The sequence below is a fragment of the Desulfuromonas sp. TF genome (assembly GCF_000472285.1).
GTDB lineage: Bacteria > Desulfobacterota > Desulfuromonadia > Desulfuromonadales > ATBO01 > ATBO01.
The window spans coordinates 394,548-409,686 of record NZ_KI421413.1 but is presented as its reverse complement, the minus strand read 5'-3'; the positions used below and the strand labels follow the sequence as shown (position 1 = coordinate 409,686).

General features: G+C 60.2%; 15 protein-coding genes. 12 read left to right on the top strand and 3 right to left on the bottom strand.

Annotated elements, in window-relative coordinates; translation table 11 throughout:
* Positions 1-9 precede the first annotated feature (9 nt).
* The 4 genes from nifS to mtaB all read left to right on the top strand — a co-directional run bounded on the left by nifS (position 10) and on the right by mtaB (position 4,261).
* The gene (nifS, locus tag DTF_RS0104495; protein WP_027714350.1) at positions 10-1,221 is read left to right on the top strand and encodes a cysteine desulfurase NifS; all 1,212 of its coding nucleotides are present in this window, start codon (positions 10-12) and stop codon (positions 1,219-1,221) included.
* 51 nt (positions 1,222-1,272) lie between these two features.
* A complete protein-coding gene (gene nifU / locus DTF_RS0104490) occupies positions 1,273-1,641 on the top strand; it encodes a Fe-S cluster assembly scaffold protein NifU (RefSeq protein WP_027714349.1) in 369 nt (122 codons plus the stop codon).
* Between the two features lie 152 nt (positions 1,642-1,793).
* Positions 1,794-2,876, top strand: coding sequence for a tRNA 2-thiouridine(34) synthase MnmA (gene mnmA, locus DTF_RS0104485; RefSeq protein WP_027714348.1), 1,083 nt, complete (start codon positions 1,794-1,796; stop codon positions 2,874-2,876).
* A gap of 62 nt (positions 2,877-2,938) precedes the next feature.
* Positions 2,939-4,261, top strand: a complete 1,323-nt coding sequence (gene mtaB, locus DTF_RS0104480) for a tRNA (N(6)-L-threonylcarbamoyladenosine(37)-C(2))-methylthiotransferase MtaB (protein ID WP_027714347.1) — start codon at positions 2,939-2,941, stop codon at positions 4,259-4,261.
* Between the two features lie 15 nt (positions 4,262-4,276).
* On the opposite strand, the gene DTF_RS0104475 is transcribed toward mtaB, so the two are convergent.
* Both DTF_RS0104475 and hcp read right to left on the bottom strand, forming a co-directional pair.
* Positions 4,277-5,413, bottom strand: coding sequence for a sensor histidine kinase KdpD (locus DTF_RS0104475; protein WP_027714346.1), 1,137 nt, complete (start codon positions 5,411-5,413; stop codon positions 4,277-4,279).
* 173 nt (positions 5,414-5,586) lie between these two features.
* Positions 5,587-7,212: a hydroxylamine reductase gene (hcp, locus tag DTF_RS0104470; RefSeq protein WP_027714345.1), complete on the bottom strand. Its 1,626-nt coding sequence runs from the start codon at positions 7,210-7,212 to the stop codon at positions 5,587-5,589.
* A gap of 286 nt (positions 7,213-7,498) precedes the next feature.
* Between hcp and DTF_RS0104465 the strand changes: the two genes are divergently transcribed.
* From DTF_RS0104465 to DTF_RS0104450, 4 genes are all read left to right on the top strand, one after another.
* Complete coding sequence (locus DTF_RS0104465) at positions 7,499-7,990, top strand: EVE domain-containing protein (protein WP_035055787.1); 492 nt, start codon at positions 7,499-7,501, stop codon at positions 7,988-7,990.
* Positions 7,991-8,002: 12 nt separating this feature from the next.
* On the top strand, positions 8,003-10,411 hold the full coding sequence (locus DTF_RS0104460) for an AsmA family protein (RefSeq protein WP_027714343.1): 2,409 nt from the start codon (positions 8,003-8,005) through the stop codon (positions 10,409-10,411).
* A gap of 116 nt (positions 10,412-10,527) precedes the next feature.
* Positions 10,528-11,019, top strand: coding sequence for a ferritin family protein (locus tag DTF_RS25185; protein WP_027714342.1), 492 nt, complete (start codon positions 10,528-10,530; stop codon positions 11,017-11,019).
* A 277-nt stretch (positions 11,020-11,296) separates the two neighbouring features.
* Positions 11,297-11,812 carry a ferritin family protein gene (locus tag DTF_RS0104450; RefSeq protein WP_027714341.1) on the top strand — a complete coding sequence of 172 codons (516 nt, stop codon included), beginning with the start codon at positions 11,297-11,299 and terminating at the stop codon, positions 11,810-11,812.
* Between the two features lie 156 nt (positions 11,813-11,968).
* Here the strand turns inward: DTF_RS0104450 and DTF_RS25180 are convergent, their stop codons facing one another.
* Positions 11,969-12,505 (bottom strand): cytochrome c3 family protein, encoded by a 537-nt coding sequence (locus tag DTF_RS25180; RefSeq protein ID WP_051360896.1) that lies wholly within the window; start codon positions 12,503-12,505, stop codon positions 11,969-11,971.
* Between the two features lie 251 nt (positions 12,506-12,756).
* Between DTF_RS25180 and rtcA the strand changes: the two genes are divergently transcribed.
* From rtcA to DTF_RS21870, 4 genes are all read left to right on the top strand, one after another.
* Complete coding sequence (gene rtcA / locus DTF_RS0104440; protein ID WP_027714339.1) at positions 12,757-13,788, top strand: RNA 3'-terminal phosphate cyclase; 1,032 nt, start codon at positions 12,757-12,759, stop codon at positions 13,786-13,788.
* A 158-nt stretch (positions 13,789-13,946) separates the two neighbouring features.
* A complete protein-coding gene (locus DTF_RS0104435; RefSeq protein WP_027714338.1) occupies positions 13,947-14,192 on the top strand; it encodes an AbrB/MazE/SpoVT family DNA-binding domain-containing protein in 246 nt (81 codons plus the stop codon).
* Positions 14,189-14,599: a PIN domain-containing protein gene (locus DTF_RS0104430; RefSeq protein ID WP_035055617.1), complete on the top strand. Its 411-nt coding sequence runs from the start codon at positions 14,189-14,191 to the stop codon at positions 14,597-14,599. The genes DTF_RS0104435 and DTF_RS0104430 overlap by 4 nt, the downstream gene beginning before the upstream one ends.
* Before the next feature lie 108 nt (positions 14,600-14,707).
* A complete protein-coding gene (locus tag DTF_RS21870; protein ID WP_051360894.1) occupies positions 14,708-15,118 on the top strand; it encodes a four helix bundle protein in 411 nt (136 codons plus the stop codon).
* Positions 15,119-15,139 lie beyond the last annotated feature (21 nt).

Here is a 15,139-nt window from a genome sequence, read left to right as displayed (position 1 = left end):
GGTGTTTTTGTGAAGCGTATTTACATGGATTACAATGCCACTACACCGGTTCGCCCCGAGGTGCTGGAGGCCATGCTCCCGTTCTTTCGCGAGCAGTTCGGCAACCCCTCCAGTGTGCACTGGGCGGGGCGGGCGGTGAGCGGCGCCGTGGAAAAGGCCCGGGAGCAGGTGGCGAAGTCGATAAACTGTTCACCGGCCGAAATCGTCTTTGTCTCCTGCGGCAGCGAGGGGGACAACATGGCGATCAAGGGGACGGCGGAAGCGCTTCGGGACAAGGGGAACCACATCATCACCACCAGCGTCGAGCACCCGGCCGTTCTCAACACCTGTCAGTATCTGGAGAAGCAGGGGTTCCGGGTCACCTATCTGCCGGTGGACCGGGACGGGATGCTCGATCTTGCGGATCTTGAAGAGGCCATCACGGATCAGACCATCCTCATCTCTGTCATGTGGGGAAACAACGAGACCGGAAACCTCTTCCCCATCGAGGAGATCGGCGCCATCGCCCGCAAGTACAAGATCCGTTTCCATACCGATGCCGTTCAGGCGATCGGGAAGGTTCCGGTGGACGTGCAGAAGGCCGGGGTCGACCTGCTGGTCCTGTCGGGGCACAAGATCGGCGCCCCCAAAGGGGTCGGCGCAATTTATATCCGCCGGGGAACGAAGATGAACGCCCTGATTCACGGCGGGCACCAGGAGCGCAACCGGCGCGCCGGCACGCATAACGTGGCCGGAATCGCCGGCCTCGGGATCGCCTGCGAGCTGGCCGGAGTCGAAATGGCCGAGACGTCGGCTCGGCTGCGGCAGCTTCGGAACCGCCTCGAGAAGGGGATCATGAGCAGCATCCCCGAGGTCAAGCTCAACGGCCATCCCGACCCGGACAGACGTCTTCCCAATACCCTCAACATCAGTTTTGCCTACATCGAAGGGGAGTCCCTGCTTCTCAACTTCGACATGAAGGGGATCGCCGCCTCCTCGGGATCGGCCTGCACCTCCGGCTCCCTGGAACCCTCCCATGTCATGGGGGCGATGTGCGTCGATGTGATTCTGGCCCACTCCAGCACCCGGTTCAGCCTCGGCCCCGGCAATACCGAGGAAGATGTCGACTATGTTCTGGAGATCCTTCCGCCCATCGTCCAGCGCCTTCGGGAGATGAGCCCGCTGTATAACCGCAAGGAGCCGATGACCTGCGAGGAATGCCAGGTCATTCGCAAGGTATGACGCCGGCCATGGGCGGACAGCCCGGCCTTATTTTCTAAACAGGAGAAGACCATGTATTCCGATAAGGTGATGGACCATTTCAGTAACCCCCGCAACGTCGGGGAAATCGACAACGCCGACGGCGTCGGCGAGGTGGGCAACGCCTCCTGCGGTGACATCATGAAGATTTTTCTCAAGGTCGAGGACAATGTCATCAAGGACATCAAGTTCAAGACCTTCGGTTGCGGAGCGGCCATCGCCACCTCCTCCATGGTCACCGAGATGGCCATCGGCAAAACCCTTGAGGAGGCGATGGAGCTGACCAACGCCGCCGTCGCCGACGCCCTGGACGGCCTTCCCCCGGCAAAGCTCCACTGCTCAAACCTGGCCGCCGACGCTCTGCACGAGGCGATCAAGAATTACCAGGAAAAGAACAAGTAAAAGGCGTGAACGGTGATCAGTGAGCGGTAAAAGCAAAACGATTCGAGTACCTGCGAGGGAGGGCTTTTGCGCAGAGCCCTCCCTTTTTCCGTCACTGCTCCCTGTCCCTAATCATCAGTTGCCAATCACCAATCACCAATCACCGATAACTCATGACTGATTCAAAAAAACGCATCGTCGTCGCCATGAGCGGCGGGGTGGACTCGTCGGTGGCGGCGGCCCTGCTCAAGGAACAGGGGCATGAGGTCATCGGCATGACCATGCAGATCTGGGATTACTCCGGCTTTGCCGCCGAGCACGGCGAGACGTTCGGGACCTGCTGTTCCCTCGACGATGTCTACGATGCCCGCCGGGTGGCGGAGAGTCTCCAGATTCCCTTTTACGTGGTCAACTTCGAAAAGGATTTTCAGCGCGAAGTCATCGACCGCTTCTGCGAAGACTATTTCACCGGGCGTACCCCAAACCCCTGTGTGCTGTGCAATCAGGTCCTCAAGTTCGAGCTGCTCCTGCGCAAGGCCCGGGAGATCGAGGCCGACTACCTGGTTACCGGTCACTACGCCCGCATCGAGGAGGGCCCCGATGGGCTCTCTCTGCGCAAGGGGCTCGACCCGGCCAAGGACCAGAGCTACTTTCTATTCACCCTGACCCCGGAGCAGATGGCCCGGGTGCGCTTTCCCCTGGGCGGAATGACCAAGGAAGAGGTCCGCTCCCATGCCGCCCGCCTGGACCTGCGGGTGGCGGAAAAAGCCGAAAGTCAGGACATCTGCTTCGTCCCTGACGGCGACTATGTGCGTTTTCTGGAAGAGGAGAGAGGGCGCGGGCTGATGGACGGCGATATCGTCCACGTATCCGGAAAGATCCTGGGCAGACACCGGGGGACCTATCGCTACACGGTCGGCCAGCGGCGGGGCCTCGGCATCTCCTGGCCTCACCCACTCTTCGTGGTAGCCATCGACGCCGAAAAGCGGCAGGTGGTGGTCGGGGAAAAGGAGCATCTGTCGAAGAGGGAGCTGACCGTGCACGGCGCCAACTGGATCGTCGCAGAGCCTGTTGAGCCTTTTCGCGCCCGCTGCCGCATCCGCTACCGGCACGGCGAGGTTCCCGCTCTCATCACTCCTCTGCCGGACGGCCGGGGCACGGTTCTTTTCGACGATCCGCAGCGGGGGGTGACTCCAGGCCAGGCGGCGGTGTTCTATGACGGCGACCGGGTTCTGGGCGGCGGGTGGATTGAATGAAACCGGTGAGGCGTGAGGCGTGAGGCGTAAACAAATGACAAGTGACAAGTGACTAAGGACCAATGACGCCTTCCCCTTCAAATAATCGCACCGTTTCAATCGCCACTTTAGGCTGCAAGACCAACCAGTTCGAGTCCGCCGCCATGGAGGAGCGCCTCCGCGAGGCCGGCTATCGTCTGATCCCCTTTGAGGAGGGGGCCGAGCTGGTGATCGTCAATACCTGCACCGTCACCGCCGCCACCGACGCCCAGTCGCGCAATCTCATACGCCGCGCCCGGCGCGTCAACCCCGCCTGCCGCATCACCGTGACCGGCTGCTACGCCCAGGTCGATCCCGCCTCCCTGGCCGCCATCCCCGGCGTTTCCCTGGTACTGGGAAATGAGGAGAAGAAGGATTTCCTGCGCCTGCTCGAGGAGGACGGGGAATCCGCGAACTCCGTTCGGGTTTCCGACATCCGCCTCTCCACCGAAGCGGTTCCACTCGAACTGACCTCCTTCGCTGAGCGCAGCCGGGCTTTTGTTCAGATCCAGAACGGCTGCGACGCCTTCTGCTCCTACTGCATCATTCCCTACGCCCGCGGGGCCAGCCGCTCCGTCACCCCCGGGCGGGTTCTGGAGCAGGTCCGGAGGCTGAGCGTCAACGGATACCACGAGGTGGTCCTCACCGGCATCCACATCGGCGGCTACGGACATGACCTGCACCCCCCCACCTCCCTGCTGGAACTGGCGCGTCTGCTGGAAAACGAAACGACCGTCCCCCGACTGCGTCTCGGCTCCATTGAACCGACGGAGATTCCGGAAGAACTGGTGGAAGCGGTCGCGGCTTCCGACGTGCTCTGTCCGCACTTTCACATCCCCCTGCAGGCCGGCAGCGACGCCGTGCTCGGGCGCATGAATCGCCACTACACCACCGATTTTTTTCGCACCCTCACCGAAGGCATCCGCCGCCGCATCCCCGCCGCCGCCATCGGTCTGGACGTGATTGTCGGTTTCCCCGGGGAAACCGAAGAGGAGTTCGCCGAAACCTGTCGCCTGATTGAGGATCTGCCCGCCACCCACCTGCACGTCTTCCCCTTCAGCCGCAGGCCGGGAACGCCGGCCGCGAAAATGGCCGGCCAGGTGCCGGGAGATGTGGCCAAGGAGAGGGCCGCAACCATCCGTGGGGTGGGGGAGGAGAAAAACCGGGCCTTCGCCGCCGGTTTCATCGGCCACAGCCTGGAGGTGGTCGTCGAGGGGACGAAGGTCGAAGGGAGGTACAAGGGGCTTTCCCGCAATTACCTGTCCGTCTTTTTTACAGGACCGGAAGGTCTGGAAGGAACCATGGCAAAGGTCGGAGTGACCGGCGCATCATCGACCGGTCTTGAGGGGCGGTTGGAGGAAGGGTGAGCCTGGGGTGGGGCTTCAGGCCAGCTTCAGGGGATAACGGGCGACGAAGAGGGTTCCTTTCTCTTCCTGGCTGGTGAAGGATATTTCTCCCTGAAGATATTCGGTGAGCAGCTTCATGCTGTAGGTTCCCAGCCCCCGATCCTTTCCTTTGGTGGAGAAGGACCGGCGGAAAATCTGGTGTTGTGATTCTTTCGGAATGACGGCGCCATTGTGCACCAGGAATTCAACCCCTATCGGCGACCGCCGGCAGCCGACGCTAACCGTCTCCCCTTTTTGAGAGCCTTCGAGGGCGTTCTTGATCATGTTCCCCAGGACCCTGCCTAGAAGGGTGCGATCGCTTTCGAAGAAGACCTCCTCGGAGTCGTCATCGATATGGATGGTGCGTCCCCCGGCCGCATTGTGATGGCGATAAAACGCCACCGTCTCCTCGAGAAGCATGCGGGAGCTGACGGAGCCCGATTCAATGCGCAGTTCTCCGTTTTCGGCGGCGGCAAGGGTCCTCTGGGCTTCGATCTCTTCGATGATGCGCTGCGCCGCATCGTGTATCCGCTGAAAGACTTCTTCCCTCCCCACCAGCTCTCCGCTGCGCAGCAGGTCCGCAAACCCCCGCACCCCCCCCGCCATATTGAGGACATCATGGAAGAAAAGGCGCTCCAGGGTGCGGCGACGCTTCTCATGGCTGATGTCGTTGACGGCGAAGACGGTGAATCTTTCTCCCTGGTATTCGAAGGGGGTGGCGAAGACCATGAGGTTCAGCACCTCGGTCCGCCCGTCGGTCGTGCGCACCAGGCAGCATTCGCGCTCTTCCCGCTTGCCGGTCAGACTGGATAGGATGGCCAGGATGGCTCCGCACGTGGAACAGGCCTTCGACGTTCCGCAGCCTCCAGGCCCTTCGTCGGAATGGGTGCAGCGCAGGACCTCGCCGGGACGCCTTCCGTGGAGGAATATTTCTTCTTCCCCGACCAGATCGATGAGCGAACGGTTGGCATAGACGATCTGCCGTTGCCCGTTGAGGATGGCAAGATGGGTCGGTACCGCCTCGAGGAGGTACCGGGTCAGGCCTCGCTCGGAGAAGTAGTCGACCTGGCGCGAAATGTCGGCGGCAGCGGCTCGCTCGGCGGAAGCGAAATGGGTGGCGACCTTTAGAGACATGGCTCGAAACTCCAGGGGAGGAAATTGGTCCATTATAAGCGTTTACAGAGGGATACTGTCAACAATTGATTAAACGGGTCGGAGTGACTGGTGACTGGTGAGGCATACGATGCCACAAGAAAGAGCGCGGGGAATTCCCCGCGCTCTTTGTTGTGTGCTATGTTATCTGGTTTTTAGCCGAGGATCTGCTTGAGGTCCTCTTCGGCAGTGGTGATGGGTCCGATGTTAAAGTTCTCCACCAGGAAGTTGAGAACGTTGGGCGTAACGAACGCCGGCAGCGAGGGGCCGATCTTGATGTTCTTGATCCCCAGGTGCAGCAGGGTCAGCAGGATCGCCACCGCTTTCTGCTCGTACCAGGAAAGAACCAGGGACAGGGGCAGATCGTTGACGTCGCATTCGAAGGCGCCCGCCAGGGCCACGGCGATCTGGATGGCGCTGTAGGCGTCGTTGCACTGGCCGACGTCGAGCAGGCGCGGTATGCCGCCGATGTCGCCGAAGTCGAGCTTGTTGAAGCGGTACTTGCCGCAGGCCAGGGTGAGGATGACGGTGTCCTTGGGAGCCTTTTCGGCAAACTCGGTGTAATAGTTGCGGCCGCTTTTGGCGCCGTCGCAGCCGCCGACGAGGAAGAAGTGGCGGATCTGGCCGGCCTTGACCGCATCGATGACCTTGTCGGCTACGCCGAGGACGGCGTTGTGGCCGAAGCCGGTAAGAATCTCCTGGCCGGGGTTTTCAGCGAAGCCGGCGTGTTCCTGGGCTTTCTTGATCACGGCGGAGAAATCCCACCCTTCGACGTGGGCGACATCGGGCCACTGAACCAGTCCCCAGGTGAAGAGGCGGTCCTTATAGACATCGGCCGGGCGCTGGATGCAGTTGGTATTGAAGATGATGGCCCCGGGGAAGTCGGCGAATTCCTTGGCCTGATCCTGCCAGGCGCCGCCGAAGTTGCCGGCCAGGTGGGCATATTTCTTCAGTCCCGGGTAGCCGTGGGCGGGGAGCATCTCACCGTGGGTGTAGACGTTGACTCCGGTCCCCTCGGTCTGCTTGAGGAGTTCCTCCAGCATGCGCAGATCGTGACCGGAGACGAGGATCGCCTTGCCGGCCTTGGTGCCGAGCTGAACGGGGGTCGGAACCGGATGGCCGTAGCTGTCGGTGTTCGCCTTGTTGAGCAGCTCCATGGTGACCAGGTTGATGCGGCCGCATTCCATGGCGAGACCGACGAAGTCCATCAGGCCGAGGTTCTTGTCGAGGGTGGCGGCGAGGAACTTGTGGGTATGGGCATAGATCTCGTCGTTCTCCAGACCGATCACCAGGGCGTGGTGAGCGTAGGCGGCGTACCCCTTGATACCGTAGATGAGGATCTCCTGAACGCTCTTGACGTCCGGGTCGATGCTGTCGTCCTTGACCCCGTGCAACTGCCCGAGAGCGACCAGTTCGGCGGTGCTGCCGGCTTTGAAAGGTTTGGCCGCTTCGGGAACGGCGCCGTTGAAGGGGCCTCCGTTGGCCTTCTCGAAGAGAGCCTTGGCATCATTGAGGGCGGCGGCGGCATGACGGACCAGCTTGGCCACGTCCTCGGCGTCGAAGTCGACGTTTGTCACGGTGGCGAAAAGGCCGTCGAGCATGAAGCGATCGATCGCCTGGTCCGTGGCGCCTTTCTCCCGAGCCTTGTCGGCCCAGAAGGCGATTCCCTTCATCGCGTAAATCAGCTGATCCTGCAGGGCGGCGACATCCGGCTGTTTGCCGCAGACCCCGATTTTGGTGCAGCCGCCGTTTGCGACCTGCTCACATTGATAACAGAACATGTTTTCCTCCTTTTGCGTCGGGTTGATGGAATGAGTGTTCGCTGACGAAAGACCCAACATTTTCCATAATCTCTTCATTTACTTCTCCTTGGTTTTTGGTCCGCCGCTTCCAATGTGCGGCGAATTCCTGTGAGATGAGCTATAATGATCAATATCTGCTTCCAAAAGTGAGCCTACGATACGACGGAGTACACCCATCGGCCTTGACTGAGGTCAATATTTCTTCAAAGATGCATTTTTTTCTGGAGGATCGGCGTTGACCGGCGAAAAACGACGCTACTGGCTGATGAAATCGGAACCGACCTGTTTTTCATTCGATGATCTCGGCGGTTGTCCCGACGGCATCGAGCACTGGGACGGGGTGCGCAACTTCCAAGCTCGAAACCTGTTGCGGGACGAGATCAGGGTCGGCGACGGGGTTCTTTTCTATCACAGCAACGTCCGGGAGCCGGCCATCGTAGGAGTGGCCCGAGTGGTGCGCCAGGGGTATCCCGACCATACCGCCCTCGATCCCCGCTCCGATCATTTCGATCCCCGAGCCAGCGACGACAATCCCATCTGGTACATGGTGGACGTGCAGTACGTCCTTCCCCTTCCGCATCCCTTGACCCGCGAGGAGTTGCGCGCTCACCCTCTCCTGGCCGGGATGGGGGTGCTTAAAAGGGGAAATCGTCTTTCGGTCCAGCCGGTGAGCACTCAGGAGTGGCGGACGGTGCTCGATCTCGGCGGAGTGAAGGATCCCTTGAATGCCCGGACTGCAGACACAACTCTGATTTGAAAGAGGGTAAACATGAACAGGCCTTTAAAAATTGTCGCGGTAGTGGCCGCCATTCTGGTGGTGCTGGTCGTCGCTGTTCTGGTTCTGGCCAAATTGCTGGTCACCCCTGAGCGGATTCGTGACACGGTCCTCCCCCTGGCGCAGGAAAAGCTGCAGCGAGAGGTGGAGCTGGGCAAGATCGAAGTAAGCCTCTTCTCCGGCGTGGTTCTCCACAATCTGGTCGTGCACGAACGGGGCGGGAAGGAAGGGGGCGAGGACGAGCCCTTCGTCGCCGCCGACCGGGTGGTTTTGAGCTATCAGTTCTGGCCCCTGCTGTTCATGCGGGTGGTCATCGACGAGATTCTGCTGGAGACTCCGCGGATCCGGGTGGTCCGCTTCGCTGACGGAACCTTCAATTTCAGCGATCTTTCGGGACCGGAGGGGGAAAAGGAGCCCCGCGGGGCTGCGGCTGAGCCGGAGGAGGAGCCCGTTGATCTGTTGGTATCCGAGGTGGTCCTCTCCGAAGGTGAAGTCATTTTTCACGACCATGCCCTGGAGGCTGATACTCCTTATCGCTTCAGGCTCTCCGGGGTCTTTGCCAATGCCAGGGACATCTCCCTCGATAAACCCTTCCCGTTCCGGATGCAGGCCCGTTTAAACCAGGCCTCCCTGGAGGTGGAAGGAGAAGCCGATCTCGACGATCTGCAGGGGCGGGCCAAAGTCCTGCTCCAGGATCTGGACGTGACAGCCTTCACCCCCTACTTCCAGGAATACCTCCCGGGAAAACTCGGCTCCCTCCGGCTCAATCTCGATCTTACCGCCGAAGGGGGGCGCGAGATGGTTGAATCGAAGGGGCACATTGCTCTCAACGGGATAGAACTGGTTCTCGATGCCATGCAGGACACTCCCCTGCGCAACGCCGATCTGTCCCTTGACTACATGGTCACGGCTGACCTGCAAGCGTCCAGCCTCGAGATAAGGGAGACGAAGGCTGCCCTGAATGGAATTCCCCTTCACATCTCGGGGAGGGTGGAACACTTCGCAGGCGAACCCGCCATCGATATCACTGCCCGCCTGGAAGATCTCGATCTCAATGCCGCCGTCAGCGCCGCTCCCGAAGACCTGGTCCGTCCCTTTGCCGATATGAATCCCGCAGGCACGATCCAGGCACAACTCCATCTGGCTGGACCTGTTGCTGAGCCGATGAAGCTGCTGCGCGACGGCGAAGTGCATCTTAACGCCATCGAGGTCAGTTCCGGCGGGCTGCGCCCCTCCCTCACCGGTGTGTTGAACCTTGCCGGGGATTCCCTCACGGCCGAAAAGCTCCTTCTGCAACTCGGACAAAACGTAGCCGCTATCAACCTGCGGGCGAAAAACCTGTTCGGTAAGCCGATTGTCGTTCGCACCGATATCACCTCAGAGGAGTTTCTACTCGATCCCCTGCTGCAGGCCGCCGCTGCCCCGGCAGCGACCGCCCCTCCGGCGCAGGCAGACGAAAAAGCCAAGGAGCCGCCGCCAACCCCTCCCGTCGAACTCGGTCCTTTCGACATCCCGGTCACCGCCGAAGGTTCAGTGCTGGTCGGCCGGGGCGTCTATCAGGGATTGACCATTGAAAATTTCGAGTTGCGCTACCGTCTCGAGAACAATGTATTGGACATCCAGAAGCTCACGGGGCGGACCGCCGGCGGTGGGTTCAATCAGACCGGCAAAATCGACCTGGCAAAAAAAGGGCTCGCCTATGCGGGGCGGGTGGAAGTCTCTGGGATCCAGACCGACCCTCTCATCAGCGCCCTCTTTCCAAAGGCCGGCGGTACGGTATTCGGGACCCTCAATCTCACCACCGAGGTGAATGGCCGGGGAACATTGCCCGAAGCCATCAAGAAAAACCTCTCCGGAAAAGGCGCCCTGCTGCTCACCGACGGCAAAATCACCGGCGCCGGACTGGTTCAGGGGTTGGCCGACTTCCTTAATCTGGAAGAACTCAGGGTGCTGCAGTTCAGCCGGGCAGACGGAAGCTTCACGGTCGACGATGGACGGCTGCGCCTGAACAGCGATCTGAAAGGGAGCAATGTGCGAATGGAGCCGACCGGGTCTGTCGGGCTCGACGGCTCACTTAATGTGGCGCTGGACATGGCGCTCTCTCCCGAGCTTACCGGCAGGCTCGACAGCGGCGGAAAGGTCTCCCGATTCCTGACCGATGCCGAGGGATGGGGGCAGGTCCCTCTGAAGGTGACCGGAACCATCGGGGCGCCTCGCTTCGTCCTGGACACCTCTGCGGTCAAGGGGAAGGTCCAGGAGAAGGCACGGGAGGAAATCCAGAAGAAGCTGCAGAAGGAAATTTTCGACAAGCTGGCTCCGCCTTCCGGAGAAGAAGGGGGGAAAAGTCCTGAACCGGCTGGGAAACAGCTGGAAGATACCATCAGGGGTCTGTTCGGCAGGTGATTGACAGGTGAGGGGAAATTGAGTAGTTTACGGCGGAGGGTCGATTGAGCGGGACTCCGGACGAAGCTCGACCGTTTTCCACGAAGATAGACCTATCTTACAATCAGGAGCGTTTCATGACAGGTATTGAGGATTACAGTGGATTCGAAGTCATCCGGGCGGCCATGGAAGTGGAAAAGAACGGCCACCGGTTCTATGCAGCCATGGTGGAGAAGGCCAAAAGCCCCCTGGCCAAGGAGATTTTCACCTGGCTCGCGCAGGACGAAGTTCAGCACCTGAAAACTCTGGAAAGGCTGGTCCCCAAGTACGAGGAGGGAGCCTTCTGGGCCAACGAAGAGGAGTTTCTCCCTTATCTGCGCCGTTTCTCCGACCGCGAGATCTTCCCCTCTCCCGAGCGGCTCATTCAAGTGCTTCAGTCCGAGAATTCAGACCTGCAGGCGCTTGATCTGGCCATTGAGGCCGAGGAGAGGTTTGCCGAGTACTTCCATGCCGCCGCCCGCAACGCCCGCACCGAAGAAGGGAAGGAAGCCTTCACCTGGTTGGCAGGCGAAGAAGACCGCCACGCCGCCGCTCTCAAGGATCGCAAGGCGAAGATTCTGGCCGGGTAACTCCAGCCCCACACCCGCACGAACCTAAGGCGTCCTTCCCCGGACGCCTTTTTCATTCAATCTTGACAGATTCCCTCTTCGAGGTAAAGTTGTACGAAGTTCCGGATCAGCGTCACTTCCGGACACTTTTTATTGTGATGAGCTGCTGCCTCTTCTACGGGTTGCACCGGTAGAAAGGCATCCGAAAATCCCTGAATGTCTGGGATTCTGTATTACAAAACAACCTCATCCGCATCGCGTCGAAAATACCCAACCCTCAGACCACAGGAGAGAAACGATGAACGTATTCGACTATGCCATGAAAATGGAAATGGACGGAAAATCCCTTTACGAGAAAATGGCCGCTGAAAGCAATATGGAAGGGCTCAAGAATATCTTCAGGCGGCTCGCCAAAGACGAGCAGAAACACTACGAGATTTTCCAGGCGATGAAAGGCCAGACGTCGACCATGGCCATGGAGGACACGACGGTGCTTGATGATTCGAAAAACGTCTTCGAAGAACTCCTCGGCAAAAAGAATGCTCTGGGCCCCGTCTCCGGAGATATCGACGGTTACCGTCATGCCATGAAACTCGAGGCGGACAGCTTCCGCCTTTATGAGGATGCGGCTGCGAAGGAGGAGAACAAGGATGTGAAAGCTCTTCTGCTGCGAATTGCCGAGGAAGAGCACAAGCATTTTGAGGTTCTGGAGAATATCTACGACTTTGTGAATGCCCCAAATCAGTATCTCGCCTGGCGCGAGTTCAGCAATCTTGATGAGTTCCGCAATTTCGGACGGGATGTGGATCAGTAGCAAACGGTAAGCACAAATGAGAAAAAATAGACCGGAGGATATTTCCCTCGGTCTATTTTTTCGGCCAGCTCTTCCGTCTCCTTGCCGCCATCGATGAACAGAGCGAGGCGACAGCAGTCCTCGCCCCGCCCTTAATCATCCGACTTTCTCCTCTACCTATTCTTTCTTGTGGCAATCCGTACATTTCGTCGGTCCCGCCCCACGCTCCTGGTGACACCCCCGGCAGAGCTTGTGCCCCGTTTCCTGATCGAGTTCGATCTTTTGTGGCGGAGTCTGTTCGTGACAGGCGGCGCAGCCCTCCCGTTCGGCGTGAGCCCTGTGAGGAAACGTGATGTTTCCCATACTGGCCTCCAGGACAGCCGTTTCAGGTCCCGTATCCGGCACGGGTGTTTCCATGGCCGAAGGCTGGCCGGTCGCCTCGGAAATGTTTTTGTCGACGACTTCCAGGTTCTGCATGTCCCTGCGCTCCCCCTCCTGTGGAGTCACGTAACCCTCCTGCTGCCCGGCCTGAGGCTGTGCGGGTTCTCCCGGCGCCGGCGGCGGGCTTTCGGCGGGCGTTTTCATCTCTTCGGTCGCCGGCGGGGGGGCGGTTTCGGTCGGGGGCGCCGGGACTTCCTGCGGTTTTTCTCTCTCACAGGCGGCAAGGACGAACAGGGTCGACAGCAGGATGGCGAGCCAGGAAAATGATCTCATGGGATTCTCCTTTTCTGGTAATGAAGGACGGCATCTGCCGTGCTGGCACGGAATCATCGACAGTTTAGCAGCTTCTTTCCATCCCTCCAGAGGTGTGGAATAATTTCTCTGTTGCTTCGTCGAATAAACCATACTCACGCGACGACGCAACGACGCAACGAAATTCAAAATACTTAAGTGTGGTTGATAAATTTGTCTATAGGGCGACTACTCGTGGTCGCACAGGAAAGAGGCTGAAGGGGGAAGCAGGGATGATCGAGATCGACGGATCGCGGGGGGAGGGGGGTGGGCAGGTGCTTCGCAGCGCGCTGACCCTTGCCGTGCTCACCGGCAGGGCCGTGCGGATCGGGAACATCCGGGCGGGGCGGAAAAAGCCGGGGTTGATGGCCCAGCACCTGCAGGCGGTGCGCGCCGCGGCTGCGGTGAGCGGGGCGCGGGTGGAGGGGGACCGGCAGGGGTCGCAGGTCCTGGATTTCGAACCGGGGCCCGTGAAACCGGGGGAATACCGGTTCGACATCGGAACCGCCGGGGCCGCCACCCTCGTGCTGCAGACGGTGATCCTTCCCCTAGCGGCCGCGGGCGGCGAATCGCACGCCGCCGTCACCGGCGGCACCCACGTTCCCTGGAGCCCGTCCTATCACTACCTTGAGAGGGTCTGGATTCCCTGCCTGCAGCGGCTGGGAGTGAAGGCGGAGATCCGCATGTCCCGGGCCGGTTTTTATCCCCGGGGTGGAGGCATGGTGAGTGCCGTCATCCGTCCCGGACTTCCCGCCCAACCATTGCGCCTGGTAGACTCCGGTCGCCTGTTGAGAATCAAGATTCTCTCGACGGTGGCCAATCTCGACGAGTCGATCGCCGGGCGGCAGAGCCGGCAGGCACGGATGCGGCTGGAGGGTTGCGGCGCGCCCACCGAGGTAGAGCAGTTCAGAATGAGCGCGGCAAGTCCGGGGTCGATGCTCATGATCCAGGGCGACTTCGAGGCTTCCCGCTGCGGCTACGCCGCCCTGGGGGAACGAGGGAAACCGGCCGAGCGGGTCGCCGACGAGGCGGTCGATGCCTTCCTGCGATTTTCGGCCTCCGGAGCCGCCGTCGACGAGTACCTCGCCGACCAGATGCTCATTCCCCTTGCACTGGTGCCCGGAACGTCCGAGCTACGCACGGCTCGCGTGACCAGGCACCTGCTTACCAACGCCTGGGTGATCGGGAAGTTCCTACCTGTGAAGATTGAGATCGAGGGGGAGGAGGGGAAGGTCGGGTTGGTGCGTTTGAGGAGGAAGCAGTGAGAGGTGAGAGGAATTCTGAGGAAGGAGGCCGGTTCAACCTAGAAAAAGCAGTCTCACGCGACGACGCAACGAACGCGACGTAAACCAGAAATCAAGCTTGCACTCTCGGCTCTTTCCAACTAGAATCAAAAGTAAGAAATTTGTTGAGGAGTAAGAATATGCTTGCCAAAGTAACTTCAAAGGGTCAGGTTACCATTCCGCAGGAGATTCGGAAAAAACTCGGCATCCGCACCGAGGACAAGGTCGACTTCGTTCTGGAAGGGGATCGGGTGATTCTGGTGCCGGTGAAAACCCTGCGCGACCTGCGTGGGGCGGTGAAGGCGAAAGGGAAGGGGGATTTTGCCGGGGAGCGGGAAAAAGCCAAGGCATCCGTCGCCCGGCGGGTGGGCGAGGAGCTGGAATGACGGCCTGTTTCATCGACACCAACCTCTTCATTCGCTATCTGACCAATGACGATCCGGAAAAGGCCGAAAGGGTGGAGCGGCTGCTTGCCGATGCCGCCGCCGGCAAGGTGCGTCTGGTAACGGCGGAGATGGTGGTGGCCGAGATGGTCTGGGTGCTGGAGTCCGCCTACGGGCTGAAGGCGGCTGATATCGCTCCCCTGGTCCGCGCCATCCTCGCCACCCCCGGACTGGAGGTCATCGGCGGAGCCCTGGTCGAGCGGGCGCTGGCGCACTACGAAACCAAGGGGGTGGACTTCATCGACGGCTACATCGTCGCCGTGATGGAGCGGCGTGGACTGACGGGGCTATACTCCTTCGACAGGAAGCACCTGGGGCGCATCGAGGGGATCGAGAGGAAGGAGCCTTAGGTTCAAAAGCGAGGACGGAGGACAGAGGACGGAGGACAGAGGACGGAGGACAGAGGACAGAGGACAGCGCCGGTCATCCGTCCTCGTTTTTAAAAGACGGAGGGGGACATGGCTGAGAAAATCGCGAGCTTTCGGGATCTGCGCGTTTATGCGCGGGCCCTGGAGTTGCAGAGACAAATCTTCGAGATAAGCAAGACCTTCCCCAAGGCGGAGACCTATTCTCTGACGGACCAGGTTCGCCGCTCGGCCCGGTCGATCGGGGCCAACATCGCCGAAGCCTGGCAGAAGCGCCGCTACCCCCTTCACTTCGTCAGCAAGCTCTCCGATTCGGACGGCGAACAAGCAGAAACCCAGCATTGGATCCAGACCGCCTTCGAGTGCTCTTACCTCTCTGCGGACCAATGCACCCATCTCCTTGAAATTTGCAAGGATATCGGCCGCATGCTCGGGAGTATGATGGAGAATCCCGAACCTTTCTGCCGGCGATACTCCAAAGGCCAGAGGACGGCAAATTCCTGAGGACGGAAGACGGAGGACTGA

Coding starts and splice junctions, on each gene's coding strand:
- nifU (WP_027714349.1), top strand. CDS start 1,273: ATGTATTCCGATAAGGTGATGGACCATTTCAGTAACCCCCGCAACGTC.
- mnmA (WP_027714348.1), top strand. CDS start 1,794: ATGACTGATTCAAAAAAACGCATCGTCGTCGCCATGAGCGGCGGGGTG.
- mtaB (WP_027714347.1), top strand. CDS start 2,939: ATGACGCCTTCCCCTTCAAATAATCGCACCGTTTCAATCGCCACTTTA.
- DTF_RS0104475 (WP_027714346.1), bottom strand. CDS start 5,413: ATGTCTCTAAAGGTCGCCACCCATTTCGCTTCCGCCGAGCGAGCCGCT.
- hcp (WP_027714345.1), bottom strand. CDS start 7,212: ATGTTCTGTTATCAATGTGAGCAGGTCGCAAACGGCGGCTGCACCAAA.
- DTF_RS0104465 (WP_035055787.1), top strand. CDS start 7,499: ATGAAATCGGAACCGACCTGTTTTTCATTCGATGATCTCGGCGGTTGT.
- DTF_RS0104460 (WP_027714343.1), top strand. CDS start 8,003: ATGAACAGGCCTTTAAAAATTGTCGCGGTAGTGGCCGCCATTCTGGTG.
- DTF_RS25185 (WP_027714342.1), top strand. CDS start 10,528: ATGACAGGTATTGAGGATTACAGTGGATTCGAAGTCATCCGGGCGGCC.
- DTF_RS0104450 (WP_027714341.1), top strand. CDS start 11,297: ATGAACGTATTCGACTATGCCATGAAAATGGAAATGGACGGAAAATCC.
- DTF_RS25180 (WP_051360896.1), bottom strand. CDS start 12,505: ATGAGATCATTTTCCTGGCTCGCCATCCTGCTGTCGACCCTGTTCGTC.
- rtcA (WP_027714339.1), top strand. CDS start 12,757: ATGATCGAGATCGACGGATCGCGGGGGGAGGGGGGTGGGCAGGTGCTT.
- DTF_RS0104435 (WP_027714338.1), top strand. CDS start 13,947: ATGCTTGCCAAAGTAACTTCAAAGGGTCAGGTTACCATTCCGCAGGAG.
- DTF_RS0104430 (WP_035055617.1), top strand. CDS start 14,189: ATGACGGCCTGTTTCATCGACACCAACCTCTTCATTCGCTATCTGACC.
- DTF_RS21870 (WP_051360894.1), top strand. CDS start 14,708: ATGGCTGAGAAAATCGCGAGCTTTCGGGATCTGCGCGTTTATGCGCGG.